This is a genomic window from Microcystis sp. MC19, assembly GCF_003019735.1.
In the GTDB taxonomy this organism is placed as follows: domain Bacteria; phylum Cyanobacteriota; class Cyanobacteriia; order Cyanobacteriales; family Microcystaceae; genus Microcystis.
Genome location: NZ_CP020664.1, coordinates 4,691,245 through 4,716,107, shown reverse-complemented (window position 1 = coordinate 4,716,107; position 24,863 = coordinate 4,691,245). Strand labels below are relative to the sequence as shown.

19 protein-coding genes and 2 pseudogenes are annotated in these 24,863 nt (G+C 41.1%); 9 read left to right on the top strand and 12 right to left on the bottom strand.

All coding sequences use genetic code 11. The features are described 5' to 3' along the window. Positions 1–236: 236 nt before the first annotated feature. The 3 genes from B5D77_RS24045 to B5D77_RS24030 all read right to left on the bottom strand — a co-directional run bounded on the left by B5D77_RS24045 (position 237) and on the right by B5D77_RS24030 (position 5,210). Complete coding sequence (locus tag B5D77_RS24045) at positions 237–920, bottom strand: YdcF family protein (protein ID WP_008199657.1); 684 nt, start codon at positions 918–920, stop codon at positions 237–239. A gap of 31 nt (positions 921–951) precedes the next feature. Then, complete coding sequence (locus B5D77_RS24040) at positions 952–2,223, bottom strand: RNA-guided endonuclease TnpB family protein (RefSeq protein WP_106909800.1); 1,272 nt, start codon at positions 2,221–2,223, stop codon at positions 952–954. 233 nt (positions 2,224–2,456) lie between these two features. Beyond that, a complete protein-coding gene (locus B5D77_RS24030) occupies positions 2,457–5,210 on the bottom strand; it encodes a DNA topoisomerase (ATP-hydrolyzing) subunit A (protein ID WP_106909799.1) in 2,754 nt (917 codons plus the stop codon). 82 nt (positions 5,211–5,292) lie between these two features. Between B5D77_RS24030 and B5D77_RS24025 the strand changes: the two genes are divergently transcribed. After that, on the top strand, positions 5,293–5,697 hold the full coding sequence (locus B5D77_RS24025) for a response regulator (RefSeq protein ID WP_008199646.1): 405 nt from the start codon (positions 5,293–5,295) through the stop codon (positions 5,695–5,697). 268 nt (positions 5,698–5,965) lie between these two features. On the opposite strand, the gene B5D77_RS24015 is transcribed toward B5D77_RS24025, so the two are convergent. From B5D77_RS24015 to B5D77_RS24000, 4 genes are all read right to left on the bottom strand, one after another. Next, positions 5,966–6,658, bottom strand: a complete 693-nt coding sequence (locus B5D77_RS24015) for a M15 family metallopeptidase (protein WP_106909798.1) — start codon at positions 6,656–6,658, stop codon at positions 5,966–5,968. Positions 6,659–6,721: 63 nt separating this feature from the next. Next, complete coding sequence (gene dndC / locus B5D77_RS24010; RefSeq protein ID WP_106909797.1) at positions 6,722–8,323, bottom strand: DNA phosphorothioation system sulfurtransferase DndC; 1,602 nt, start codon at positions 8,321–8,323, stop codon at positions 6,722–6,724. Positions 8,324–8,481: 158 nt separating this feature from the next. Continuing rightward, positions 8,482–9,717, bottom strand: a complete 1,236-nt coding sequence (locus B5D77_RS24005; RefSeq protein WP_106909796.1) for a DNA sulfur modification protein DndB — start codon at positions 9,715–9,717, stop codon at positions 8,482–8,484. A 349-nt stretch (positions 9,718–10,066) separates the two neighbouring features. After that, positions 10,067–10,546: a hypothetical protein gene (locus tag B5D77_RS24000; protein ID WP_008199637.1), complete on the bottom strand. Its 480-nt coding sequence runs from the start codon at positions 10,544–10,546 to the stop codon at positions 10,067–10,069. A gap of 314 nt (positions 10,547–10,860) precedes the next feature. Between B5D77_RS24000 and B5D77_RS23995 the strand changes: the two genes are divergently transcribed. The 8 genes from B5D77_RS23995 to B5D77_RS23960 all read left to right on the top strand — a co-directional run bounded on the left by B5D77_RS23995 (position 10,861) and on the right by B5D77_RS23960 (position 19,211). Then, a complete protein-coding gene (locus B5D77_RS23995) occupies positions 10,861–11,574 on the top strand; it encodes a sulfotransferase family 2 domain-containing protein (protein WP_008199635.1) in 714 nt (237 codons plus the stop codon). Positions 11,575–11,791: 217 nt separating this feature from the next. Further along, the gene (locus B5D77_RS23990; RefSeq protein ID WP_106909795.1) at positions 11,792–13,558 is read left to right on the top strand and encodes a thiamine pyrophosphate-binding protein; all 1,767 of its coding nucleotides are present in this window, start codon (positions 11,792–11,794) and stop codon (positions 13,556–13,558) included. A 38-nt stretch (positions 13,559–13,596) separates the two neighbouring features. After that, positions 13,597–14,457: a sulfotransferase domain-containing protein gene (locus tag B5D77_RS23985; protein WP_254053014.1), complete on the top strand. Its 861-nt coding sequence runs from the start codon at positions 13,597–13,599 to the stop codon at positions 14,455–14,457. A gap of 100 nt (positions 14,458–14,557) precedes the next feature. Continuing rightward, positions 14,558–15,370: a hypothetical protein gene (locus B5D77_RS23980; protein ID WP_106909793.1), complete on the top strand. Its 813-nt coding sequence runs from the start codon at positions 14,558–14,560 to the stop codon at positions 15,368–15,370. Positions 15,371–15,430: 60 nt separating this feature from the next. Then, positions 15,431–16,252 carry a hypothetical protein gene (locus B5D77_RS23975; RefSeq protein WP_106909792.1) on the top strand — a complete coding sequence of 274 codons (822 nt, stop codon included), beginning with the start codon at positions 15,431–15,433 and terminating at the stop codon, positions 16,250–16,252. Between the two features lie 77 nt (positions 16,253–16,329). Further along, a complete protein-coding gene (locus B5D77_RS23970; protein WP_008199626.1) occupies positions 16,330–17,133 on the top strand; it encodes a hypothetical protein in 804 nt (267 codons plus the stop codon). Positions 17,134–17,191: 58 nt separating this feature from the next. Further along, positions 17,192–18,004 (top strand): hypothetical protein, encoded by an 813-nt coding sequence (locus B5D77_RS23965; protein WP_008199623.1) that lies wholly within the window; start codon positions 17,192–17,194, stop codon positions 18,002–18,004. A 7-nt stretch (positions 18,005–18,011) separates the two neighbouring features. After that, positions 18,012–19,211, top strand: a complete 1,200-nt coding sequence (locus B5D77_RS23960; RefSeq protein WP_106909791.1) for a thioester reductase domain-containing protein — start codon at positions 18,012–18,014, stop codon at positions 19,209–19,211. 247 nt (positions 19,212–19,458) lie between these two features. Here the strand turns inward: B5D77_RS23960 and B5D77_RS23955 are convergent, their stop codons facing one another. The 5 genes and pseudogenes from B5D77_RS23955 to B5D77_RS23935 all read right to left on the bottom strand — a co-directional run bounded on the left by B5D77_RS23955 (position 19,459) and on the right by B5D77_RS23935 (position 24,852). Continuing rightward, positions 19,459–19,740, bottom strand: a complete 282-nt coding sequence (locus B5D77_RS23955) for a hypothetical protein (RefSeq protein ID WP_106909790.1) — start codon at positions 19,738–19,740, stop codon at positions 19,459–19,461. A gap of 77 nt (positions 19,741–19,817) precedes the next feature. Then, positions 19,818–20,126, bottom strand: a pseudogene (locus B5D77_RS23950) (ATP-dependent Clp protease ATP-binding subunit ClpC); the annotation flags it as partial. Positions 20,127–20,339: 213 nt separating this feature from the next. Beyond that, complete coding sequence (locus B5D77_RS23945) at positions 20,340–21,887, bottom strand: glycosyltransferase family 39 protein (protein ID WP_106909789.1); 1,548 nt, start codon at positions 21,885–21,887, stop codon at positions 20,340–20,342. Between the two features lie 141 nt (positions 21,888–22,028). After that, a pseudogene (locus B5D77_RS23940) lies at positions 22,029–22,309 on the bottom strand (hypothetical protein). Between the two features lie 77 nt (positions 22,310–22,386). Further along, positions 22,387–24,852 carry an ATP-dependent Clp protease ATP-binding subunit gene (locus B5D77_RS23935; RefSeq protein WP_004160623.1) on the bottom strand — a complete coding sequence of 822 codons (2,466 nt, stop codon included), beginning with the start codon at positions 24,850–24,852 and terminating at the stop codon, positions 22,387–22,389. Positions 24,853–24,863: the final 11 nt, after the last annotated feature.

Sequence of the window (24,863 nt, the reverse complement as noted above, 5' to 3'; positions counted from 1 at the left end):
AAAGTGCTGGGTCTGGGAGTGATCAGGGGGAAAATTCAGGTACTTTTTCCCTGAAAATCGGTAAAACCCTACACCCTACACCCGTTCGGACCTCGGCGTGAGACTTCGGACGTTCGGCGGGACTTCGGCGTGAGCTTTTGTCGAACGCTCAGTCGAACGCTGAGATCACGGCCGAAGCCCACACCCTGCCCCCACGAAAAACTTTTTGCCGCAAACCCTAACTAGGAGAGGATGGTTTACCCGATCTTACCTTGATATTCACATTTAAAACCTTGATCGCGCCAAGCTTCTAAATCAACGGAATTTAAGGTGATGACTTGCCAACAGGGGGGAGAGATTAATTGTCCGACAAAAGCCCAAATTATACTTCTAGTCACATCTAACCCAGTTTTTAGCTTTGATTCGTTATTACCGGGGATACCAATTTCTCTAACTGCATCGATTTCTATTGCTATAGCGTGGGATTGCAAGTGAATTGCTGCTAACCACTTAGCGCGGGGTAAATGAGTAGGAGAGGTGACAACTTTTACTTTATGTACTCCCCATTGTTTTAAAATTGGCACGGCAAAGAAAAAATTGCCGAAGGTAGAATCAGCACACTTTTCTAACCAGACGTTAGTTTTTGGTGCTTTTGCCCGTTCAAATAGTAATAAAATACAGGGGTCTTTCGAGCCTTGGGAAATTAAAATCGGTATATTGGGGTGTTGCTGGGCTAGATTGGCTAGATAAATTTCCCGACGAATGCTGCCCCCCAACAGTAAGATGGCATCCACGGGTTTTTGTTGATTAATTGGCCAGCGGAGGGCTAAATTAATCGCTAAATTAAGGATAATAAACCCAAAAACTGCGACCAGAGTTAGTTTTAACCATCTTTGCCAATGCCTCTGTTTACGGGCAACATTTTTCGGTTTTTTCGCCATTGTTTAGAGACGATTTGACATACTCCCACCGTCAAGCTACGCTGTGACGGGGGATTCTTTCCATATCACTAAATGTCTCCATTAAGAATCCAGAGGCCGGACTTTCCCCCCCCCTTGCCCCCCCGACATCGGGGGGGTTTGGGTCTGTTTCTGTTTGCCCAACAGTACCGTTGAGATGATTTCCCAAATATTTTAACCCTTTTTTAAGAATGTTGATTGCTGCATTATGATCCCTATCTAAGATTGTTTTACAGTTAGGACATTGATGAGTTCTAGTGCTTAATGTTTTTTGAACTCTCGTCCCACAAACTGAACAATCTTGGCTAGTAAAATGGGGAGGGACAGCAACACAAACAATCCGATAAATCTTGGCAAAATAATTCAACCATTCAGTGAATTGATACCAAGAAGCATCACTAATCGACTTAGATAGCTTACGGTTTTTTACTAAGTTTCTTACCTTTAAAGCTTCATAGACTACCAGATCATTAGACTGGACTAACGCCAAAGCGTCTTTAATCGCTTTGTCTTTACGTTGTCTTGACACCTTAAGATGAAGCCTAGCTACTTTTATCCGTTGCTTGTGATAGTTGTTAGACTGTTTCTTTCCTTGGCGAAATTGTTTTGATAATCTCCTTTGTGCTTTTTTCAGTCGTTTTTCTGACTTTCTTAAATAACGTGGATTCTCTACAGTATTGCCTTGGTCGTCAGTATAAAACTCTTTTAACCCTAAGTCAATTCCTGTTATTTGTCCCGTTGGTTCATGGTATTCTTGCCGTTCTACGTCAATCAAAAACTGACAATAATAACCGTCAGCACGTCTAACAACTCTTACCCGTTTAATCTGTTGCTCTGAATAATAAACTAAGGTTTTTTGACTACACCATAAATCAAATTCTCCTGCTTTAAAGCCATCGGTGAACTTGATTTTACGTCGATCCTCAGATAGTTTGTAGCCTGTTAGTTTGTACTCAACGGAACGGCTATGCTTTTTGAACCGAGGAAAACCCTTTTTGACCGGTATCTTAGCATGACAATTCTGGTAAAACCTATTAATTGATTGCCAGGCTCTATCAGCAGCCGATTGACGAGCTTGAGAGTTTAATTTATTAACCCATGGTGTCTCTTTGTTGTTAGCTAGTACCGCACAAAGCTTTTGAAAATCATTGCGGGTTGTCCCTTGATTGTCCATCCAATAACGAACACAAGAGTTACGCACAAACTGAGATGTCCTAATTGCTTTATCTAGTCTTTGGTATTGTTCTGGTGTCCCGTTTTTTAACTTGGCTTCTACGACTAGCATTGATTAATCCTCGACCCTGGATAAATTAAGTATAACACAGTTTACCTACAAATGGTAGAATTAAAATCGTGCTTCGCAGTCAATATCCTGGTCGGATTTCATCCCCCGCAAAGGTTGATGTCTTGTCGAAAAATTTAGCGGGGGCATTCATCCGACATTTTAGGTAAGTACCTAAGCAAAATTAATTACACATATCTAACCACCTCTTGCCTCTTGCCTCTTGCCTATCTTCACTAGGAAATTAATTTTGCACGACTACTTAACAATTGTGCTTTGATAATTTTTTCTCCAGGGTTGAGTTTTACTAATTGTGAACCTGTCCCGTCTTTACCCGTAACTGTTACAGTTTCTACCTCTAAGGATAGTTTTCGCTTCTGATCGGTACTTAATAACACTATACCCCCCGCCCGCGCCGCTACCATGGCCGCTAAACTATCCTGTTTGTTGACGAATTGTAAAGCGGGTGAACCAAGATCGCCTAATTGTGATAGTCGTAAATTATCGATCGCCAGTCTTTTCCCGTAGCCTAATCCCGAAATCAGGAGCAGATTTTCCCGATGGGGGAGAGAAACACAGCCGGCTAGATGTTCTCCGTAACGCAATCGCAAAATTGCTAAACCCTGAGCGGATTTACTCATCATTGGCAATAATTCCTCGCGCACGGGATAACGCAACACCCGACCGCTACTGGTGGCGATCGCTAAGTCCAGGCCCTCGTGAGTAAAAATAGCAGCATATAGGCGATCGTCTTCTTTCAATTTCATGAGGGACAAACCCCGACTACCAAGCCCCTCTAATTCATCGATGGGAAGCCGCTTTATTCGCCCCTGTTGACTCAGTAAAAGCAATTCTTGATTTTTTTGAGGTTCTGCCAAGAAAAATTGATTTAACACGGCTTCTGACTCTTTTTGGGCGGTTTTGGTCAGCAGACTGGAGATTAAAACCGGTTGATTCGCTTGCGGGGGAACTTCCCGGATAGCAATCGGGTAAGCTTTGGCATTATCGAGGATAACTAGGAAATTTTCCCGTTTTTCGATCGCCTGTTGATAGATAATTAAACCTCGGTCCGGCGCTCGCTCTTCCGGTGTCGTCCAACCAATTTTATCTTCGGCATCAAGCAATAAAATCGCATTTTCTGGGGGTTCTTGGGGCGTAAATAGGCTTAAACTCGGTGCATTCTCACTCTCAGACTTTTTCTTAACTTTATTCTCCTGTTTTTTAACCACAGAATCCTGTTTCTTCCCTTCTGTCTCCTGTCTCCTGTCTCCCGTCTCCTGTTTTTTAACCACAGAATCCAATTTCTTCCCTGCTGTCTCCTGTCTCCTGTCTCCTGTCTCCTGTCTCCTGTCTCCTGTCTCCTGTCTCCTGTCTCCTGTCTCCTGTTTTTTAACAGCAGAATCCAATTTCTTCCCTGCTGTCTCCTGTCTCCTGTCTCCTGTCTCCTGTCTCCTGTCTCCTGTCTCCTGTCTCTTGTCCCCCGACTTGCCGGTGCGAATTTTTGTCCGTCTGCTATCGGCGAATTTTTTCTTTAAAGAGCGCAATTCTTTTTTCAGAGACTTGAGAAACTCCTGACGGTTATGGAGGAGGGTTTCCAACTGTTGAATTTTTGTTTGTAATTCCGTCGCTTCCGTCTCTAACTTTTGTCTTTCCAAACCAGTTAAACGACGCAGAGGCATAGCCAAGATAGAATCAGCTTGAGCGTCACTAATGCCCAATTCTGCCTGAAAACGATACTTAGCCGTCGTCCCATCGGGAGCATTTTTGAGAATATCCACCACTCGATCGATATTCTGCAAAGCTAATAATAAACCCTCCACTAGGTGTAAGCGATCGCTGGCCTGTTGCAACTCATCGCCATACTGACGGGTGAGAGTTGTTTCTCGAAAGCGCAAGAATTCCTGTAAAACTTGTTTTAAAGACAACTGCCTCGGTTGATTATCAACCAAAGCCAGGATAATCGCCCCAAAATTAGTCTGCAGCGCCGTTTGTTGGTATAAAGCCGCCAAAACCTGCTGCGGTTGACTTTCCCGCTTTAATTCAATCACCACCCGAATGCCTTCGCGATTGCTTTCATCGCGGATATCGGCAATTCCCTCCAATTTCCCTAAATTAACTAATTCGGCGATTTTTTCAATCCATGCCGCCTTATTCACCTGAAAAGGCAACTCAGTAACCACAATTGCCGTCCTTTCCCTTCGGCGCTTGCCCTCAATAATAATTGTTTCAGTTTTCGCCACTCCGCGCACGGGAATAATCCCCCTACCAGTGCGATAGGCCTCGCGAATGCCGGTATCATCTAAAATCTCGCCTCCCGTGGGAAAATCGGGCCCGGGGATAATTTCTACTAACTTTTCCTCGCTTAAATCGGGATTATCAATCAAAGCGATTAAACCTTCCACCACTTCCCCTAAATTATGGGGAGGAATATTAGTCGCCATTCCTACCGCAATACCCGAACAACCATTAAGAATCAGTATCGGTAACTGAGCGGGTAAAACAACGGGTTCCTGTTGAGAATTATCAAAATTACTGCTAAAATTAACGATAGCATCGCTAATTCCCCCTAAAACCGCCTGATCACCGATGCCGGCCAAACGGGTTTCTGTATAACGCATGGCCGCCGGGGGGTCGTTATCGATCGAACCAAAGTTACCATGGCCCGATAAAAGTGGGTAACGACTGGAAAAATCCTGTACCATACGAACCAGTGCCTCGTACACTGACTGATCACCGTGGGGATGATATTTACCCAAGACATCCCCCACCACCCGCGCACATTTGCGAAAGGGGCGATCAGGAGTTAAACCCAGTTCGTGCATAGCGTATAATATGCGACGGTGTACTGGTTTTAAGCCATCGCGTACATCCGGCAAGGCTCGCCCCACGATCACACTCATGGCATATTCTAGATAGGAGCGTTCCATCTCTTGGTGTAAAGCCGTGGGTATAATTTGACCACTAGCTAAGAAATCCAGTTGTTTGGCCATGAGTCTCTCGTTTTTAATCTGTCTAGCTGTGAATCATAAGGCATTTTGCCCTTTTTAACCTTGTTTATCCCTGAGCATCCCTATGACGACTGTTTTGATTGTAGAAGACGACCCGATAAATTTTCGCGTTTTTGCCAAAATTTTGACCAAACGAGGTGGTCTAGAGGTCAAAGGGACCGAAGATGTGGAAGAAGTGCTTCGTATTGCTCGGGATAAGGAAGCGGACGTGATCTTAATGGATGTCTCCCTCTCCCATAGTGTCTATGAAGGGAAAGCGGTAGATGGCATTAAAATCAGCCAAATTCTCAAAGCTAACCCCGAAACCGCCGATTTACCCGTTATTATCGTCACCGCTCACGCTATGGAGGGCGATCGAGAGAATTTTCTTAAGCAGAGTGGGGCCGATGGTTATATTTCTAAACCAGTGGTTGATCACCAAGCTTTTGTTAATCAAATTTTGGCGATCATCGAGCGGAAGCCGGTGTAAGCTTTGAGTCTTGTTTTGTTAGTATATCAGTATTTATCTAGGGCTTGCTGAATAAATCTCAAAACCTTGTTGGGTAAGACTTTTAGACCTTTTGTCAATCAAAAAGTACCGGCGACGGGAGTGATTGGGGGGAAAATTCAGGGACTTTTCCCCTGAAAATTAGGTAATTGAGCAGATGAGAATCGGTCAAAACCCACACCCCCCGATGTCGGGGGGGTTGGGGGGCCACACCCTGTCCCCACAAGAAACTTTTTGCCGCAAACCCTACTTAATCCTCCACTCTGCCATAGATGGCGTAGGGTTGATCGAGCGACCAGGCCCACATCTGATCCCCTAGGGAAAAATGCCACCATTCCCCCTTATGTCGGCTAAATCCCGCCTCCTCCATCACTTTAGCCAATAAAACTCGTTTTTGATGATAACTCTGTTCTCGCGGGCTTTTTGCGGCGATATAATGATCGGGATGCGATCGCTCACTGATCTCATCGATTTCTCCCCCCATGTCGATGGCTTGTCCCTTCTCGTCCACTAGGGTAATATCGATCGCCGCTCCGGTACTATGGGGAGGCGGAGTGGCGGCATTATCGCTGGGAACCGCCCAAATAGTGTAAACTTCTGTTAAAATCGCTTGACTTTCTGCCTCCGATAGTTTCTCTTTGGCTAATCCTCTTGTGTCTAGGAGAGTCTGAAAACTATAATCGACCATAAATTGTTGCACTTCCACGGGTCGATAGGCATCAAAAATCAAAATTTGCCAACCGGGTTGATAGACTTGCAGACGGTTTTGAGCGTCAATCAGGGCATTTAACACCCCTTGTCGCAAAAAATAGGGAGATTTACCCCGATAATTAGCCCCCAATTTCTCGTAAGCATGGGGAGAAGGGATAACAAATTTATCTGCGGGTATCGGTACTAGGGGTTCCCCACATTCACGAATAGGAATTTTTTGGTAGGGTTTCATCGCGTCGTCGAGAAACAGTAATTTTATTGATGGTCAACTCGATCGCCAGTTTACATAAACCTGTTATTCCTCCTCCTCATCGGTTGTAGGGAATTTCATACTGGCCCAAGTTAACTGTTTTTGCGGGTCTTTTTCCGGTTCACTAAAACTCTCTTTGAGTTGTTCTTTCACCTGGGCAATATTACCACTTTGAGCGGCATTCTTTAGATCATAGACATAACGAGCATTTTCGATCGCTTCCTCTTTACTACGAGAACTAGACTCAAAGCATTTTTCTAGGTCTTTGTAAATACCCTTGCGAGAGATTTTGAGAAAATATTGACGTTCTGTATCTATAAGTTTAGCCAATAATTCTAGGTGCATGGAATCCTCGGCACAGATATCCGCGAGGATATCCCATTCTTCACTCCCCAAAAGATTATTATCCGCTCCCGGTCGCGGGTCTCGAAAAGTTTCTCCAGTCACTTGTTTATAAATCTTCGGTAATTGGTCATCAAATTCGTGCTTTTCTTCCCTCCAAATCCGGCGAATTTCGCTGAGTTCCTCCGTGGTAATTAGGGTAATATCTTTCATCTCCTCTGGCGCATTAGTACGCACGCTCTCCTGGGCTTCTAATACCCTTCTCAGCCAATATTCCCGCCATTGTTTAGTATAAGGTCCCGGTATGGGTTCGATCGATATTTCTCCATTTAGGTTTCTTTCAAATAATTGTACTTTCCCAACAAGACGACGAAAATCACGTCTCTCTCTATCATCCAAAAGGTCTAATTCATTTCTAAGTTCTACGAGTGGTTGTAACCATTCCTTTTCTTGGTCATTCTGAACCATCATACTCAGAGATGTATCTTTATCTACCAAAGTACAAACCCAACAACCAAAACGGGAACTTCCACAGCTAGGAGTGGAAGTATCTACCACTAAGGGACATTCATTATCCGCAGTCGCTCCTCGATACATTGCTAATAATTCTTTGTTATCTCCTCCCCAGGGATTTTCCCACTGCATTAAGTACATCCATACTTCATCAGTACGCCAATCTTCGATCGGACTATAAACGAGAGAATTGGGCATATTTGCATTAGGACTCAAACGCTCACGAAGTCTTTTAGCTTCTAATTTTTCCATGACCTTGGCACGACGAGAGCTTTCTGTTTTGCGGATTCCCAAAACTAATATTGTTTCCCCACAATTTCTGATGACTTCACGAATAAAGTTATTAGAAGCGTTAATTTTCAGTCTTCCAGTACACCAACGAAATTTCAAACGGGGAGCAGGATAACCCTTACCTATTAATCCACTCCAAAAGCGATCTTCTACAGCAGGATAGAGTAAATGTGATTTAAATGGCATTCTATGAGCTTCTGAAGCTTTTTCCAGCTTTTCCATCGACTTTCTAACCCATGCGGAGACAATGGGATTTTCAACCATTGTGTCGGTGGTGATCACATGAATAGTTTTTTGTCGCTTCTCTAATGGTAAAGCAGCGATCGCATTCCAGATTAACTGTAAAACTGCTGAACTATCTTTTCCCCAAGAAACACCAATAATCCAAGGAATCTCATCTAAACAGTAGAGCTTTTGTACTTCTTGAGTCAGTAGTTTAATATCTTCTACGAACTCATCAATAGTACGATTCGGTAGTAGAGAGGTTTGGATTGCGGTCATTACATATATGCTTTTAAAGTTCTCCTCTCTATACTGTATGTCTAATTAGTAAAACCTATCAATAGTCACAGGAAAAGAGAGATAAAGCAAAACTGCTCGATCTCTGCTTGTGATTTCAGAAGGTATATAAGACTGAATTGCTCTAAATCTACTCGAAACTAGATTAAAACTATCCCAGTTTTCTCTTGTACAGCATCTCTGGCGATTTTAAACGCTTTATCGACTGCTGTTGTCTGTGTAACTATCTTTTTAGCACCAGCATCATCAATCACGATACTATTTAGCCATAAAGCTGAGTCACGGGTATAATCCAAACCCGCAAGTGCTTTAATTAGAGCTTCTCGCTGTAAATCAGTGAATTCTTGTCCAAAAAAGATTAAATGTCCAATTCGACTAAGTACCTGAAACCCAACGGTATTAAAATCCACACGCTGTTGTCTGAGATCGTACAAGTTGAGATTGACCGTTTGAGATGCAGGTTGTAGCAAAAGTCGCCAAGTATCATTGTTTTTGGCGAATTCTGTGTAAAAAATCTTTAATCTCTCTAACATCAGGAAAAATTCACTCTTACTTTGACGAGAATGAGATTCTATAACTGGTTTTCGAGATGAACCAAAAAGAAATTCAGCGACACCGATTCTTAACTGACTCATAGTAAACATATATTTGGTGTCTTTTCCGATAGTACGAGAGATTTTATCAATCCGTCCATTGAAAATGACTAAATCTTTAGTAATTGTCCGAGTCAACTTAGCAAGAGGATCGGTAACGTCGAAAGCAGCCAATAAAGCGGGAGGTATGGGTTTATTTTTGGCACAATCGGCAAAATCTTGATGAATTTGATCCATATCTGCTTCTTGAACTACCAGCACAGTTACGCTGTCGTTACGCAAGTCAGGTTTTTCAGGTAAAACTTTTTCGATCGCTTTTAACCGATGTTGACCATCAGTAACATAAAGTTCTACATCTATTGGCATAACAGCATAACCGAATTTGACTGGACCTGCACCATAGGTAAAAACTTTGATCGGTGTATTCGAGTTAAAGATGAATGGGGGCAAAATATACTGGTCTGTATCTAGCAAATACTTTGCAATCTCGTTAACGTGCTGGGGAATAAGTGGTCTGTTCATGACTTCATCCGCGTTAGACTTATTCTTTTTAGCTTCAGCACTCTGTAATTTTGCCAATTCAATCAGCAGACTACAAGGTAGAGAAAAAACTAGATGAGTTCTTCCCCCCTGTTCGTAAACATGACAAATAAAAACTCTCGCTCCTGATGTGGCCGAATCAGCGAAAGCTAAAGTCTGCGCTTCATCTTGTCTTTGACAGTGTACGATGTCAGCACTGGAACGGTAGCCGTCGTCATTGACAGCCGATGTGATCTGAGTCATAATTAACCTTGAAAAAATGTCCAAAAACAATTAAGTACATACAAACGTCCGAGAAGTCTTACTGCAATAGGTACTTATCGGAATTTTTGTTTATGCACTGAATCTAGTTTAAAGAAAGCTTTTAGGCTTGTCAATATCCTATATAAAGTTAAAATACCGTTTTTGCAGTCAAGATATGAACTGATTTTTGTTTTTGCAGTCGAAAAGTAGATTGATGGGTAGACTTCAGTAGGGTATCGTACCTATACCCAAAACAGCGATCGCATACTACAGAATATATGTACTAAGAAAAAGCCAATTGGCATGGCAACGGGGGAGCGGGGGGAGAAAGTGCTTAGTCAAGTCAAAACTACTCTTCAACAATTTCGACTTTTTTGGTAGCAAGGGGTTCTTGGGTGAAAATTTCTACTTCAATAGCCTTTTTCAGGTTAAGTTTTAGAACTGAAGAAATTGGCAAACCTTTCACCTCATTGATGAGATATTCTTGAGTTTCTGTTTCACGACGTTTGAGATATACCGCTTTCAGCACTGCCTCAATGCCATAACCCGTAACCATGTCACCAATAATAGTAGAGACACCTAAGACCCCAAGTCCGCCAATTACCCCCAGCGGACCGCCTAACCCCAAAAGTGCGTAAATCATGGGATAGGTAGTGCTAGTGGATGCGGCAACAGCAATAATGAAAATAATGCCGGGGAGTCCAAGAGAGGCAAGTTTTTGAAGGACTTCATCCAGAGAAATTCCCCAAGACACAAGTTTTTTGTTGATTTCTGCGGGATTAATGCCGAGAAAATCCTGGGGAATGACGGGTGCGGTAGTTTCCGTCATTGATGAGACTCCTAAAATCACTAAGTTGGATTGGTTGCTAGGGATTTCAGTCATATAAAGTTCGGGTATTCAGATGCCTGGCAGCATTCTACATCAGTCTTACTGTTCACACAACTTGTAGAAAATCCTCAGTTCTTAAGGAAATAGCAATTTCTGTGCATTTTCGGGTTAACCCCTAGAGCATCTCCCAGAGGGCAGCCAGAATGGACAAGCTGACAGTTTAGATACTGTCTCTTTTGTCAAGTTCAATTTATACTAAAATTGATACGCTTACCGGTCTCGGGCAGAGCTATTGTTATCACACCGCAAGATTAATGTTAATATCCTACAGTCATCAGTTCATTTTTTTTCATGTCACAAAAGCTGCGGGGACAAGCGTTAAAGCAGTCTTAGAACCTTATGCACAACAACCTGAAAAATTCAAAATTAATCGCCCTCCCAGAATGTTAGGAGAGCAAATCAATCCCCTGTATGAAATGTGGGAATCCTCTCTTTGGCACGCTAAAGCCAGAGATATGCAAAAAGAACTGTCAGAGGAAGTATATAATAATTTTTATAAATTTTCTTTTGTCAGAAATCCTTGGGATTGGCAGGTATCCTATTATCATTTTATTCTTAAGGAGAAAGATCATGTTAGACATGAATTGGTTAAATCTCTGGACGGTTTTGAAGAATACTTGGAATGGGTTATTAGTACCAAAAATCCCTTTCCCAAAGGAGCAACTAAACTACAAAAAGACCTTATTACTGACTTAGAAGGCAAAATAATAGTTGACTTTGTTGGTAGATATGAAACTTTAGAAGCTGATTTTGATCTGGTCTGTCAAAGGCTAAATATTAAAGCTTCTCTGCCCTGTTTAAACAAGTCAAAACATCGTGATTATCGAGAATATTACAACAACAGAACCAGAAAATTAGTAGAAAAACACTTTCAGGATGACATCGCCTTATTTGGCTACACATTTGATAGTTATCAATCCCAAATTGCAGCGGAAAAATTTTTCCTCACAGCTGCCGGGGGTTATTGAGAGTTTACAAAAATTTAGCTAAACCAATTTTCTGCCTAGGGTTTCAAAACCAGCGTCTATGTGAGTGGTTCTAATTAATCTGATCCTCCCGCCTATCGGCACCCCCCTTATTAAGGGGGCAAGGGGGGATAGAACCTAAAATCCATTTTTAATTTAATTCCACCTAGCTACTTATGTGAGATATTCTAACAATAGTCCATTAACAAGACAAAATCTAATGATTTCACAAGCCTCTTCTCCCATTACCTTGACAGAGCCAGAACAAATCCAGCCAAGAAATATGAGTGACCTAATTGTCGATTATTTAGAGCAATTAGGGGTAGAATACGTTTTCGGCATCCCGGGAGGACATAATAGTGCCTTCTACGAAGCCTTAGCACGCAGTGAAAGACGCGGGGGGGTTCGTGCCGTTTTGACTTGTCACGAAACCGGTGCCGCTTTTATGGCTGATGGTTATGCTCGTGAAACGGGAAAAATCGGGGTTTGCTGCGGCACAACTGGACCGGGTAGCACCAATTTCATTACAGGATTAGCCTCAGCTTATGCCGAAGGGATACCTTTACTTGTTATCACCGCACAAACTGCCCTACCTAATTTTAGCTGGAGTGCCTTTCAAGAATCATCGCCTGATACCATTGATACAGTGGCCATGTTTAAGCACTGTACCCGTTATAACACCCTCGTCACCCACCCTAATCAATTAGAAAGAAAATTGGCAGCGGCATTAACAACAGTTTTACATTCACCTTTTGGACCGGCTCATCTTAGTATTCCTGTGAATATTTTCCGGGTTGAGTCTCCCTCATCCCTTGCTTATCCCCAGGTAGCGACTCAAGCTGCTGCATTAGTTGATTTAAAAGCCTTAGATGAGCTTGATAGTACCATAAACAATATCTTAGACCAAGGTCAAACCATCGCCATCTGGGTTGGTCAAGATTGTACGGAAGCCACCCCAGAAATTATGGCATTAGCCGAATTAATTAACGCTTCTATTGTCACAACTCAAGGTGGTAAAACCTGTGTTAATCCTTATCATCCTTTAGTAAAAGGGGTCTTTGGTTTCGCCGGACATCAAACGGCCCGTCAAGCTTTAACCGATGATTCTGTTGCTTTAATTTTAGCGGCTGGGATGAACTTAGGCCAATGGGAAACCTCGGCTTGGGATCAGAAATTGTTAACTAAAAAAATAGTTCATATTCATCACGCAAGGGACTATTTTAAAAGTTCTCCGATGGCCAGTTTACACATTCAAGGTACAATCAAAACTACCTTGGCAGAATTACTAAAAAGATTACAGAAAACTCGGCAAAGGGGACAATTAAAACCGGAGTTATCAGCGAGCTTATCCCCTGAATTTTCCCAGCCTTATCAACCCGCTCACATTACCGTTAAAGAACCGGATAGCTATCGACTTTCAGAGGATAATTCCCCTGTTAAACCCCAGCAATTAATCGGTGAACTCCTACAACATTTTCCCCCGGAAACCCGCTATTTAGTCGATGTGGGTAATTGGTTAGCTTGGACAATTCACTATTTCTTCCCACCCCGTCCGGAAAATTTCCGTTTAGCTGTGGCAACTGCTCCCATGGGTTGGGGAATTGGCAGTGCGATTGGAACAGCTATGGGGGCAAAAAATACCCCAGTGGTTTGTCTGACAGGTGATGGATGTTTTCTAATGCACGGTAACGAACTTGCTGTTGCTGTTGCTGAAAAATTACCGATTATTTTTATCATTCTTAATGATCAATCTTTTGGTATGGTTAAACACCGACATCTTCAAACGGGAGTAGAACCCCTAGAGTTTGCTTTACCATCAGTAGATTTTAGTCAAATTGCTCGGGGAATGGGAGCGAATGGTTATATTATTCGTAATAGTCAAGACTTGCATGAATTAGATTATGAGGCAATTTATCGGGATGGCAAACCTACCGTCTTAGATGTGCGAATTGATTCGGAATATGTTCCCCCCATAGGAATGTTTTAAAGCCACGAACAATGATCAATACTTTTAACTCAAAAGCGATGTCCTATACCGAGTTAGCAGCCAAGCGATTACTAATTAATTCTTTGCCTAAAAGTGGCACTCATTTGTTGGCTAAGTCCGTTGAAATTCTGGGCTATAAAGAACATTTTGAGGATCGAGAAGTTCAAGAAGTGCCTCTATTTTTTAACTATCGAGAAGTTAAAAAAAGAATCGAGCATCAAACCCAATTTAGCCAAAAACAGATTAGCATAGGGGCTTTAACTCCCTACTATGTAGATTTGGCGATTGTTCGACATTGGTTAACTCTGATTGCCGAAAAGCAATACATTTTAGGTCATATTCCTTGGACACCTCTGTTAACCCCAATTCTTCAGGAATTAAATTATCAGCATATCTTCATTATTCGTGATCCTCGTGCTGTTATAGCTTCCTCAATTCCCTTTGTTTTAGATACGGGAAAAATGCCGGCAAGACACTTTTTAGAAGAGGATTTTAAGTCCATGTCTCCTAGCCAAAGATTAGATTTTATTTTAGTGGGAGGCTATGCGGCAAAAGCGGGAGTAGAAATCAGAAATTTTGCTGAAGTGTTCCGTTCTATGTTAGCTTGGTCTCAAGAGCAAAATTGTTTATTTATCCGTTTTGAGGATCTGGTGGGAGAACAGGGAGGTGGCAAGTCGGAAAAACAAAGGGAGACGATGGAAAAAATTTGCCACCATTTGGATATTCCTTTTAATGAAACTATTGCTTCTCAGTTGGGGGAGATTTATAACCCTTCTGCTAGAACATTTAGAATGGGTAAAATAGACGGATGGAAAGACTCAATAGAGCCGGCAGATATCGAAAAATTAAACACCTATTGTCAACCATTATGTCAAGAGGCGGGTTATGAAATGTATTGAGTTATACCTAGGATTAGTCTGATAAATTCCCAGTTTATTGGTGATTATTTTCCTAGATATGGTACGATCCTTCCACGACTTAAAATAAGGAAACACAAAAATGGACTTACAAGCAAATCTTGAGAGATTTAAAAGCAAACACCCCATCAGTCGCAATCATTATATTTCCTATCATAGTATATACAAAGCTACTCCCAGTCTCAAATTCATATTCAAGCATTATTGCCCGATTTATCATATTTCACTAGATGAGTTTTTTGAATATTATCCCCTTTTAGCATTTATTGAATACCTTGTCTATGAAACTGATGCAGAGATCGAAAGCAATCAAAAGGATAGCAGCTCATCAAGTCAGTCTTCTCTGTGGGATTTTAAAAAAATCATCATTCGATCTCTTTTAAAAGAATTTGATTTAGAAGCTCCTACAATATTAAAGCACATAGAGAATTTGGGTCAGTATTTTGAATTAGAAAGTCAGCTAGTCACCTCTGAAAAAATCACATTAGAAGATGTAATTCGTGCCTCTGAATTGCGGTCTTCTGACGAGTTAATTCTCCACTGTACCTTGATTGCTATGTCAGGTAAACCTTATAGAGATGAAATTTTTGAGATTATGTCACCCATACATATTCTGCTAGAATTTCATGATGATTTTCTTTCCTATCAAGAGGATAGGGCAGCCGGTAATTATAATACCTACTGGATGTTTCAGAAATTGTATGGAGAGGAAGCACACCATTATTTAAAAGCAGAAATAGACCGTTACAGTAAGCTATTTGAAGCAACTCTTGAACAATTATCTGAACAAGACCAGGAATTTTATTCATCAAAATGGTCTCGTTTATGGCAAAATGTATTTCCCTATTTCTCTAGTGCTGAACTTCTTCGTCAAGCTGTTTTAGAAGGGGTTTAAACCCGTTGTTTTATCGCATAAACTTATTTGCTTAAAAATTCAAAACAAGGAGAAAACCAAATGACCCCATTGATATCCATTGAGCGGCTTAAGAGCAAACAAACTATTAGTCGAATCCCTTACATTTCCTATCATAGTCTATTCAAAGCTATTTCTGTAATCCACGTTTCTTTAAGGCTATATTGTCCGATTTATAATATTTCTGATGATGAGTTTTTTGAATTTTCTCCACTCTTAGCACTTGTGGAATCTCTGATCTATGAAACTGATATAGAGTTAGAGAGCAATCCCAAGGATAGCACCCCATTAACTCAACGTTCTCTATGGAATTCCAAAAAAATAATCATTCAATCTTTTTTAAAAGAATTTGATTTAGAAAACCCTAGGATTTTAAATCACATGGAGAATCTAGGTGAATACATTGAATTAGAAAGTCAGCTAGTAGCTTCTGAAAAAATAACATTAGAGGATGTAATCCGTGCTTCCGAATTGCGTTCATCTGATTTGAGGATTATCCACACTATTCTAGTTCAGATGTCAGGTAAATCCTACAGAGCGGAAATTTTTGAAATTCTCTCACCGACAGAAATCTTGAGTGAATTTCAGGATGATTTTTGTTCCTATAAAAGGGATGTGGCAGCAGGTAATTACAATACTTACTGGATGTTTCAGAAATTGTATGGAGAAGAAGCACACCATTATTTAAAAGCAGAAATAGACCGTTATAAAAATCTATTTGAAGAGAAACTCAAGCTATTTCCTGAAGAAGAACAAGAAAGATATACAAAAAAATGGTCTCGTTTCTGGAAAAGATATTCTTATCTCTCTAGTGCTGAACTTATTCGTCAAGTAGCTCTGGAAGGGGTCGAAAATAATGAATAATTAGCCATCCCATAGCCTGCTATTATTAAAATCTGCATCACTATTCATTGGAAAATTCAAAATTAGGAGCATCAAAAATGAATCTACAGGACTTAGAGATTTTGTATGAGCGTCTTAAAAGCAAACAACCAAGCAGTCAAACCCGTTACATCTCTTATCATAGTCTATACAAAACTGCTTTTATGTTTAAATCTATTTTTAAGCAATATAATATGATTGACGACGTTTCTCTTGATGAGTTTCTTTTATGTTATCCAGTTTTAGCATTGATTGAATCTTTAATCCATGAAGTCAATATTGATCTAGGAAGCAATCAACAGAATAACTTATCATGGGATGCTAGAAAGAAAATCATTCAATCTTTTTTAAAGGAATTTAATGTAGAACATCCTACTATCCTAAATGCTATGGAGAACTTAGGAGAATTTTTTCACCTTGGCAGTCAGTTAGTGAATTCTGAAACAATAACTCATCAAGAGGTGATTCGTGCTTCTGAATTGCAGTCTTCCGATATCAATATGCTTTACTTTACTTTAATTTCAATACTAGGTAAACCTTACAAAACTGAAGTTTTTGAGCTGATGTCACCGATCAACATTTTGCTAGAAGTTCATGATGATTTTCGTTCCTATCAAGAGGATAGAGCAGCCAGTAACTATAACACCTACTGGATGTTTCAGAAATTGTATGGAGAGGAAGCACACCATTATTTAAAGGCAGAAATAGACCGTTACAGTAATCTATTTGAGGCAACCCTCAAAGGATTATCTCAACAAGAACAAGAAGTTTATTCAGCAAAATGGTCTCGTTTATGGCAAGATGTATTTCCCTATTTCTCTAGTGCTGAACTTCTTCGTCAGACTGTTTTAGAAGGGGTTTAAACCTGTTATTTGACTGCGGAAACTTATTTGTTTAAAAATTCAAAAAGGAGAAACTAAAATGAACCCGCAAATGTCCCCTGGGATGATTGAAAGAAAAAAAACCGTTAGTCAAATCCCTTATATTTCCTATTATAGTATCTATAAAGCTACTTCAGTTTTAAAGCCGTTTTTCAAAATATATTGTCCAATTTATAACATTTATGATGATGAATTTTTTGAATTTTATCCCCTCTTAGCATTTATTGAATATCTGATCTACGAAACCGATGTAGAACTAGAAGAGAGTAATCAAAAAGATGGCTCACTATTAACTCAAGTTTCTCCCTGGGATGCCAGAAAAAAAATTATTGAATCTCTGTTGCATGAACTTGGTGTAGAAGGCTCCGCAATTTTAGCACAAGCAGACAACTTAGGTAAATATATTGAATTAGAAGGTCAGCTAATTGCTTCTGAAAAAATAACTTATGAGGACTTACTTCTTGCCTCTGAACTAAGGTCTTCTGATTTGAGGATTCTACACTCTGCTCTCGTTCAGATTTCAGGTAAACCCTACAGAAGTGAAATTTTTGATCTGATGTCACCTCTAGAAGTTTTACTAGAATTTAATGATGATCTTCGTTCCTACAAAAAGGATATGGCAGCAGGTAGTTACAATACCTACTGGATGTTTCAAAAATTCTATGGAGAGGAAGCACACCATTATTTAAAAGCAGAAATAGACCGTTATAAAAATCTATTTGAGGAGAAACTTAAGCGATTTCCTCAAGAAGAACAAGAGATATATTTAGTAACATGGTCTCGTTTTTGGCAAAGATTTCCCTATCTCTCCGATGCCGAACTTATTCATCAGGTTGCTCTAGAAGGGATTTAAAAAACACATGACTAAACCTGTGACTCAACAGTTAGACCTGAAAGCGGAAGTAAATTTGGATTCCTCGATTCAATTTGAGCAATCGCTTTCCAAGAATGTACTAGAGCCAAAAGCTATCTTATTGACAGGAGCAACTGGTTTTCTTGGTGCTTATTTACTCGAAGAACTTCTCCAGAAAACCAGCGCAGATATTTATTGTTTAGTTCGCTGTTCTAATATAGAGGAGGGTAAAAATCGTCTTCAAAAAAACTTAGAGTTTTATTCTCTTTGGCAAGATGGTTTTAATTCTCGTATTATTCCTATTGTTGGAGATTTAGGGAAACATTTATTCGGTCTTTCTCAACTAGCATTTGAGGAATTAGCGGCAATAATTGATATTATTTATCACAATGGAGCTTGGGTTAACTCTGCTCGTCCCTACTCCACCTTAAAACCGGTAAATGTGTTGGGGACGCAGGAAGTGCTAAGATTAGCTAGTAGGGAGCAAACTAAACCTGTTCATTTTGTTTCGACTCTTGGGGTTTTTCTCGGTGATAATCAGGAGGAAATTGGCAGAATCACCGAAATGGATAGCCCTAATTTTGTTAATCTTCAAGGAGGTTATCGCCAAAGTAAATGGGTGGCAGAACAATTAGTGATGGTCGCACAAAAAAGAGGATTACCTGCTTGTATTTATCGTCCTTCAAGAATTATCGGGAATAGTAAAACGGGGATTAACGGTAATTTCCAAGATTTCCTGTGTATTTTGCTAAAGGGTTGTATTCAATTAAAAAAATTCCCCGCTTTAAACACACAAATAGATATCGTTCCCGTTGATTATGTCAGTCAGGCAATTGTCGGTTTATCCCAGCAAAAAAACCATGCTGGCAAAGTATTTCATTTAATTAATTCTCAGCTAATTTCCTGGGAAACTTTCTTTAATTCTCTTCAACTTTTAGGCTATTCCTTAGAAAAAGTTAATTATGATAATTTTTATGCCGAATTAAAGTATCAATTATCCCGGTCTCCCAAGAATACACTATACTCATCTTTATTACTGCTTTTGAAACTGTCAAAACTATTTTCCCCTGATAAGCTAGAATTTGACGCAACTCGAACATTGATAGAATTAACAGAGCTATCTATCTCCTGTCCCGTTATTGATGAAAAATTGCTCAGTTTATATTTTTCTTACTTTCAGAAAGTTGGCTATTTCCCCCTGTTCTAGATTATAATTTATAGCCGTAGTTTCGGTTGAGCAATAATAACTCTTGTCCATTGATTATTGTTATCCAGAGTAGGGCAACAAGAGCTACTTTTGTGACTGTTTTCATGATCATCTATTCTTAGAACCTGTTTGAAAAGTTATCGGGGGTTGCTGATTTTAAGTATCAATTGTCCTCTCGGCAATTTTTAAAACCTAGCACTAAGGTAACTTGTGGATAGGAGGCACAATTTAGTCTTCATGTCTTGATTCAGCGACACCGCTTTTTACTATCCTCCGCTGCTGCCGCTTCTAGGCTGGTAATTGCGGTTTCTGCCGTCAAAATGTCAGGAACATCACTTAAACTAGCAGTTTGATAAACCTGTTCATTTCTAGCAAATAAATTGCTCATATCTTGAGAATAATTAGAAGCGATCGATAGCAAAGCTCCAGCAAAAATATAGATAGGTAAAGGTAAAATAAAACCCTTTGCCCACTGATAAAATTCCACCAACAAAAATAACAAAACACAGCCCACAACCCAAACTTTCATCGCACTTTTTCCCCCTATCTTTACGAGAAAAGGTGAGCAAAAAGCCCACCCTTTATTTAACTAATTCCAGTGAGAAGTTATTCAATCACGGGAGCGATTAACTCACGTCTTTCACCGGAAATTACTTTCACCTTACCTTCCTCATCGATATCGACCATAGCCGTATCCCCATCAGAAACCCGTCCGGAGAGAATTTCCTCAGCCAGAACATCTTCCAACAGACGCATAATCGCACGACGTAAGGGACGAGCGCCGTAGGCCGGATTATAACCCTCCTCGATCAAGCGTTCTTTAAACTTATCGGTGACAGACAAAGTAATATTTTGTTCTGTCAGACGTTTAAACACATCCTTGAGCAGGATTTCGGCGATTTCCTTGACTTCCTCATTGGTCGAACAGAGTCTATCGTTCTCCCAAAAAATGGATAATCATCTACAATGCCCAATTGCCAAGATATTAAGTCTCCATCACTACTAAGCTAAGACGCATTTAAAGTGCTTATTCTTAAGATTAGCCGAATCTCCCTCAATCCCTTTACTGTTGCCTCTTGCCTCTTACCTCTTGCCTCGTCTCAACAAGCAATTTAAATTACGAACAGCTTACCCAATCACCAGGAAAAGTAGAGTGCTGATCAAAGCTGTGAGCAAGAGGAATCCCCAAATTTTCCAGAGCAATCCTTGCGCTTTGTTGGATTTAAGAGGCCAGAAATACACCCTACTGGCGAGATCCGACTTACTGTACTTTCTACCGGCGAGAGCAGACTTACTGTACTTTTCCTCAGTTAAGCAACTTTGGGATCGAGAAAGACCAATTAAGCAACTAACACTGTCGATACGTTCACCTAAACGAAACCTCAAAAAACTTTTTGGTTCTGCAAAGTTGACCGCACCACTATTTACACTAGGGTCAAAGACAAGAGAAGCAAATTGAACCAAAATAGAAAGAACAACCAAGCTGCTAATTAACCATCGTTTGAGCCGATTAACCGATAACATCTCTAAGATTAGCAAAGCTATTAAGGGGAGAAGTAGTAGCTGAACTGAGGTAACGTGATAACGAGCAGCCCAAGAACCATCTCCATGCCAGAAATCCAGTTTGCTGGTTAAGATAATATGAAAGACAAGTGCAAAAATTGAGGAAATAAAATATATTCGTATATAAGGTGTTAATTTGTTAAATAAAATAATCCCTAATACTAAACATGGTAAAAGAAACGGGTCGTAAATAAATATACTTTTAGCTGGCGAGAAGAGAACGCCGAGAATACCAACGTAGGGAGGGTGTATGAAAGGATAATTAGGGGGCAATTCTGGCAACCCTGAAAAGATTGCTCCATTGCGTATTTGCTCAATGCTTAAGGATGCTGCCGTTGTCCAAAAATCCCCAAAGCGTAAGTAATTAAATAATCTACTGACAAAAAGGAAAGGAAATAAGCCGACGTTCCAGAGTATGGCTGTCTTAAAGATTTGATTAAGCTTGAAATTTTTATAAATTAGACAGCTAATTAGAAACCCAAAAACTGTGAGAGCATAAATGATAGTTGTGGAGCGAATTATAATAGCTGCTCCGATTGCCAATCCACTCAAAAAAACATAAGGTACTTTGTTAGTTTTAATATAAGCTAAAGCACAAGCATAACCTAAAATCACACAAAGTAGGACTGGATTATTTTGTTGAAAAGTTTGTGCATAGTGGAGAACGGTAGTACCTAGCAACCAAATCAAACTAGCAGATGCCGCAATTTTCTCCTGAAAATCAAATAGTCTAAGTAACCAATAACAAGAGAGAACAACTAATACATTTAGAGGGATAACTACAAGAAAACTAACCGCAAATTCTCGTAATAAATAAGGCTTAATACTAGGAAAAACTTTAGAGAGTTGAGTGCCAATCCAATCTGCGGGCAACATTAATAATGATTGTCCTATATCATAAGCTTCATATCGTTTTCCATCTACTCCTAAAACACCAACACGGTCTAATCGAGAGGAAGGACGATAATTTGGGGGTAAAGAAACTTCCTCAGTTCCTGTCCACAGGGCATGGGCCATTTTTAGCCTAACATCGGTATCTGGAGGTAAGTTGGCAGGATTGATTATTGTTATCCAGAGTAGGGCAATAAGAGCTAATTTTGTGACTGTTTTCATGATCATCTATTCTTAGAACCTGTTTGAAAAGTTATAGGGCGTTGCTGATTTTAAGTATCAATTGTCCTCTCGGCAATTTTTAAAACCTAGCACTAAGGTAACTTGTGGATAGGAGGCACAATTTAGTCTTCATGTCTTGATTCAGCGACACCGCTTTTTACTATCTTCTGATCTGCCGCTTCTAGGCTGGTAATTGCGGTTTCTGCCGTCAAAATGTCAGGAACATCACTTAAACTAGCAGTTTGATAAACCTGTTCATTTCTAGCAAATAAATTGCTCATATCTTGAGAATAATTAGAAGCGATCGATAGCAAAGCTCCAGCAAAAATATAGATAGGTAAAGGTAAAATAAAACCCTTTGCCCACTGATAAAATTCCACCAACAAAAATAACAAAACACAGCCCACAACCCAAACTTTCATCGCACTTTTTCCCCCTATCTTTACGAGAAAAGGTGAGCAAAAAGCCCACCCTTTATTTAACTAATTCCAGTGAGAAGTTATTCAATCACGGGAGCGATTAACTCACGTCTTTCACCGGAAATTACTTTCACCTTACCTTCCTCATCGATATCGACCATAGCCGTATCCCCATCAGAAACCCGTCCGGAGAGAATTTCCTCAGCCAGAACATCTTCCAACAGACGCATAATCGCACGACGTAAGGGACGAGCGCCGTAGGCCGGATTATAACCTTCCTCGATCAAGCGTTCTTTAAACTTATCAGTAACAGACAAAGTAATATTTTGTTCTGTCAGACGTTTAAACACATCCTTGAGCAGGATTTCGGCGATTTCCTTGACTTCTTCCTTATTGAGTTGACGGAAGACAATAATCTCATCGAGACGGTTGAGGAATTCTGGACGGAAATACTGTTTTAATTCCTCATTAACCAGCGATCGAATGCGATTATACTGGGCCTCGGCTTGATTATCAGCAAACTCGAAACCTAAACCACCGCCACCCTTCTCGATCACCTTAGAACCGATGTTCGAGGTCATGATCAACAGGGTATTTTTAAAGTCCACCGTGCGACCTTTGGCATCGGTCAAACGTCCATCTTCAAGGATTTGCAGAAGCATATTGAAGACATCGGGGTGAGCTTTTTCGATTTCGTCGAATAGCACCACCGTATAAGGACGACGACGCACCGCTTCCGTTAATTGTCCCCCTTCGTTGTAACCAACGTAACCCGGAGGCGAACCGATTAACTTAGAAACCGTGTGCCGTTCCATGTATTCCGACATATCGAGACGGATCATCGCATCTTCAGAACCGAAGAAATAAGCGGCCAGAGCTTTAGTTAACTCGGTTTTACCCACCCCCGTTGGACCGGAGAAGATAAAGGAAGCAATGGGACGGTTAGGATTTTTCAGACCGACGCGAGCGCGACGAATGGCACGAGACACCGCTTTTACTGCGTCCTCTTGACCGATGAGACGCTGATGTAGGGTATCTTCCATGTGCAGCAGTTTCTCGGATTCGGTTTCGGTCAGTTTATTGACGGGAACCCCAGTCCAAGAAGCGACGATGTGGGCGATTTCCTCGGCATCCACAAAGGGTTCATCGTTGCCATCTTCGCCTTTTTTGGTAGATGCGAGATTCCGGATCTGGGTTTTGATTTCCATTTCCCGATCGCGCAATTCCCCGGCTTTCTCGAAGTCTTGACCGCGCACCGCGTCATCTTTTTGTTTGAGAATTTGCCGCAGTTCCTTGTCTAATTCCTTGGCAGCCGGTGGCAATTGGGAATTAATCAAGCGCACTCTCGAACCAGCTTCATCGATTAAATCGATCGCTTTGTCCGGTAAGAAGCGATCGCTAATGTAGCGATCGGACAATTTCGCCGCCGCTTCCAGGGCCTCATCTAAGATTTTTAGTTTGTGGTGCTGTTCGTAGCGTTCCCGGAGACCGTAGAGAATTTCGATCGTTTCTTCTACGGAGGGTTCACCGACCATAACCGGTTGAAAACGTCTTTCTAGAGCCGCATCCCGTTCGATATGTTTGCGATACTCATCCAAGGTCGTCGCGCCGATACATTGCAGTTCTCCCCGGGCCAAAGCCGGTTTGAGAATATTGGCCGCATCGATCGCCCCTTCGGCTGCCCCAGCACCGATGAGAGTATGAACTTCATCGATCACAAGGATGACGTTACCCGCTTGGCGAATTTCGTCCATGATTTTTTTGAGGCGTTCCTCAAATTCGCCGCGATATTTGGTTCCCGCCACTAACAAGCCGATATCGAGGGTGACAACCCGTTTTTCTTCGAGAATGTCGGGAATATCCTTGTTAGCAATGCGTTGGGCCAATCCTTCTGCGATCGCTGTTTTACCGACCCCCGGTTCCCCGATTAGGACTGGGTTATTTTTGGTACGACGACCGAGAATTTGGATAACGCGCTCGATTTCCTTTTGTCGGCCGACCACGGGATCGAGTTTACCCTCGCTGGCCATTTGGGTGAGATTGGAACCAAATTCATCAAGAGTCGGGGTTTTAGTGCGACCTTGGGAAGATGAACCGGCGGCCACTTCGGCGGTTTCCCCTAACATTCTGATCACTTGGGTGCGAACTTTCGAGAGATCCACGCCGAGATTTTCCAGAACCCTAGCGGCCACACCTTCCCCTTCGCGAATTAGTCCTAAAAGGAGGTGTTCTGTGCCAATATAGTTATGGCCCAGTTGACGGGCTTCTTCGAGGGAGAGTTCTAAAACTCGTTTGGCTCTGGGGGTGAAGGGAATTTCCACGGCTACGAATCCGGAACCGCGACCGATGATTTTCTCCACCTCCACGCGCGCATCTTTGAGATTGACACCCATGGACTTGAGGACTTTGGCGGCAACTCCCGTTCCCTCTCCAATTAGTCCTAGTAAAATCTGCTCTGTTCCCACGAAGTTATGGCCAAGGCGGCGGGCTTCTTCTTGGGCGAGCATGATTACTTTAATGGCTTTTTCCGTAAATCTTTCAAACATAGCCTATCCAT

What these genes read in the sequence shown, in the direction of transcription:
- B5D77_RS24045 (WP_008199657.1), bottom strand. Translation starts at nt 920, where the DNA reads ATGGCGAAAAAACCGAAAAATGTTGCCCGTAAACAGAGGCATTGGCAA.
- B5D77_RS24040 (WP_106909800.1), bottom strand. Translation starts at nt 2,223, where the DNA reads ATGCTAGTCGTAGAAGCCAAGTTAAAAAACGGGACACCAGAACAATAC.
- B5D77_RS24030 (WP_106909799.1), bottom strand. Translation starts at nt 5,210, where the DNA reads ATGGCCAAACAACTGGATTTCTTAGCTAGTGGTCAAATTATACCCACG.
- B5D77_RS24025 (WP_008199646.1), top strand. Translation starts at nt 5,293, where the DNA reads ATGACGACTGTTTTGATTGTAGAAGACGACCCGATAAATTTTCGCGTT.
- B5D77_RS24015 (WP_106909798.1), bottom strand. Translation starts at nt 6,658, where the DNA reads ATGAAACCCTACCAAAAAATTCCTATTCGTGAATGTGGGGAACCCCTA.
- dndC (WP_106909797.1), bottom strand. Translation starts at nt 8,323, where the DNA reads ATGACCGCAATCCAAACCTCTCTACTACCGAATCGTACTATTGATGAG.
- B5D77_RS24005 (WP_106909796.1), bottom strand. Translation starts at nt 9,717, where the DNA reads ATGACTCAGATCACATCGGCTGTCAATGACGACGGCTACCGTTCCAGT.
- B5D77_RS24000 (WP_008199637.1), bottom strand. Translation starts at nt 10,546, where the DNA reads ATGACGGAAACTACCGCACCCGTCATTCCCCAGGATTTTCTCGGCATT.
- B5D77_RS23995 (WP_008199635.1), top strand. Translation starts at nt 10,861, where the DNA reads ATGTTAATATCCTACAGTCATCAGTTCATTTTTTTTCATGTCACAAAA.
- B5D77_RS23990 (WP_106909795.1), top strand. Translation starts at nt 11,792, where the DNA reads ATGATTTCACAAGCCTCTTCTCCCATTACCTTGACAGAGCCAGAACAA.
- B5D77_RS23985 (WP_254053014.1), top strand. Translation starts at nt 13,597, where the DNA reads ATGTCCTATACCGAGTTAGCAGCCAAGCGATTACTAATTAATTCTTTG.
- B5D77_RS23980 (WP_106909793.1), top strand. Translation starts at nt 14,558, where the DNA reads ATGGACTTACAAGCAAATCTTGAGAGATTTAAAAGCAAACACCCCATC.
- B5D77_RS23975 (WP_106909792.1), top strand. Translation starts at nt 15,431, where the DNA reads ATGACCCCATTGATATCCATTGAGCGGCTTAAGAGCAAACAAACTATT.
- B5D77_RS23970 (WP_008199626.1), top strand. Translation starts at nt 16,330, where the DNA reads ATGAATCTACAGGACTTAGAGATTTTGTATGAGCGTCTTAAAAGCAAA.
- B5D77_RS23965 (WP_008199623.1), top strand. Translation starts at nt 17,192, where the DNA reads ATGAACCCGCAAATGTCCCCTGGGATGATTGAAAGAAAAAAAACCGTT.
- B5D77_RS23960 (WP_106909791.1), top strand. Translation starts at nt 18,012, where the DNA reads ATGACTAAACCTGTGACTCAACAGTTAGACCTGAAAGCGGAAGTAAAT.
- B5D77_RS23955 (WP_106909790.1), bottom strand. Translation starts at nt 19,740, where the DNA reads ATGAAAGTTTGGGTTGTGGGCTGTGTTTTGTTATTTTTGTTGGTGGAA.
- B5D77_RS23945 (WP_106909789.1), bottom strand. Translation starts at nt 21,887, where the DNA reads ATGAAAACAGTCACAAAATTAGCTCTTATTGCCCTACTCTGGATAACA.
- B5D77_RS23935 (WP_004160623.1), bottom strand. Translation starts at nt 24,852, where the DNA reads ATGTTTGAAAGATTTACGGAAAAAGCCATTAAAGTAATCATGCTCGCC.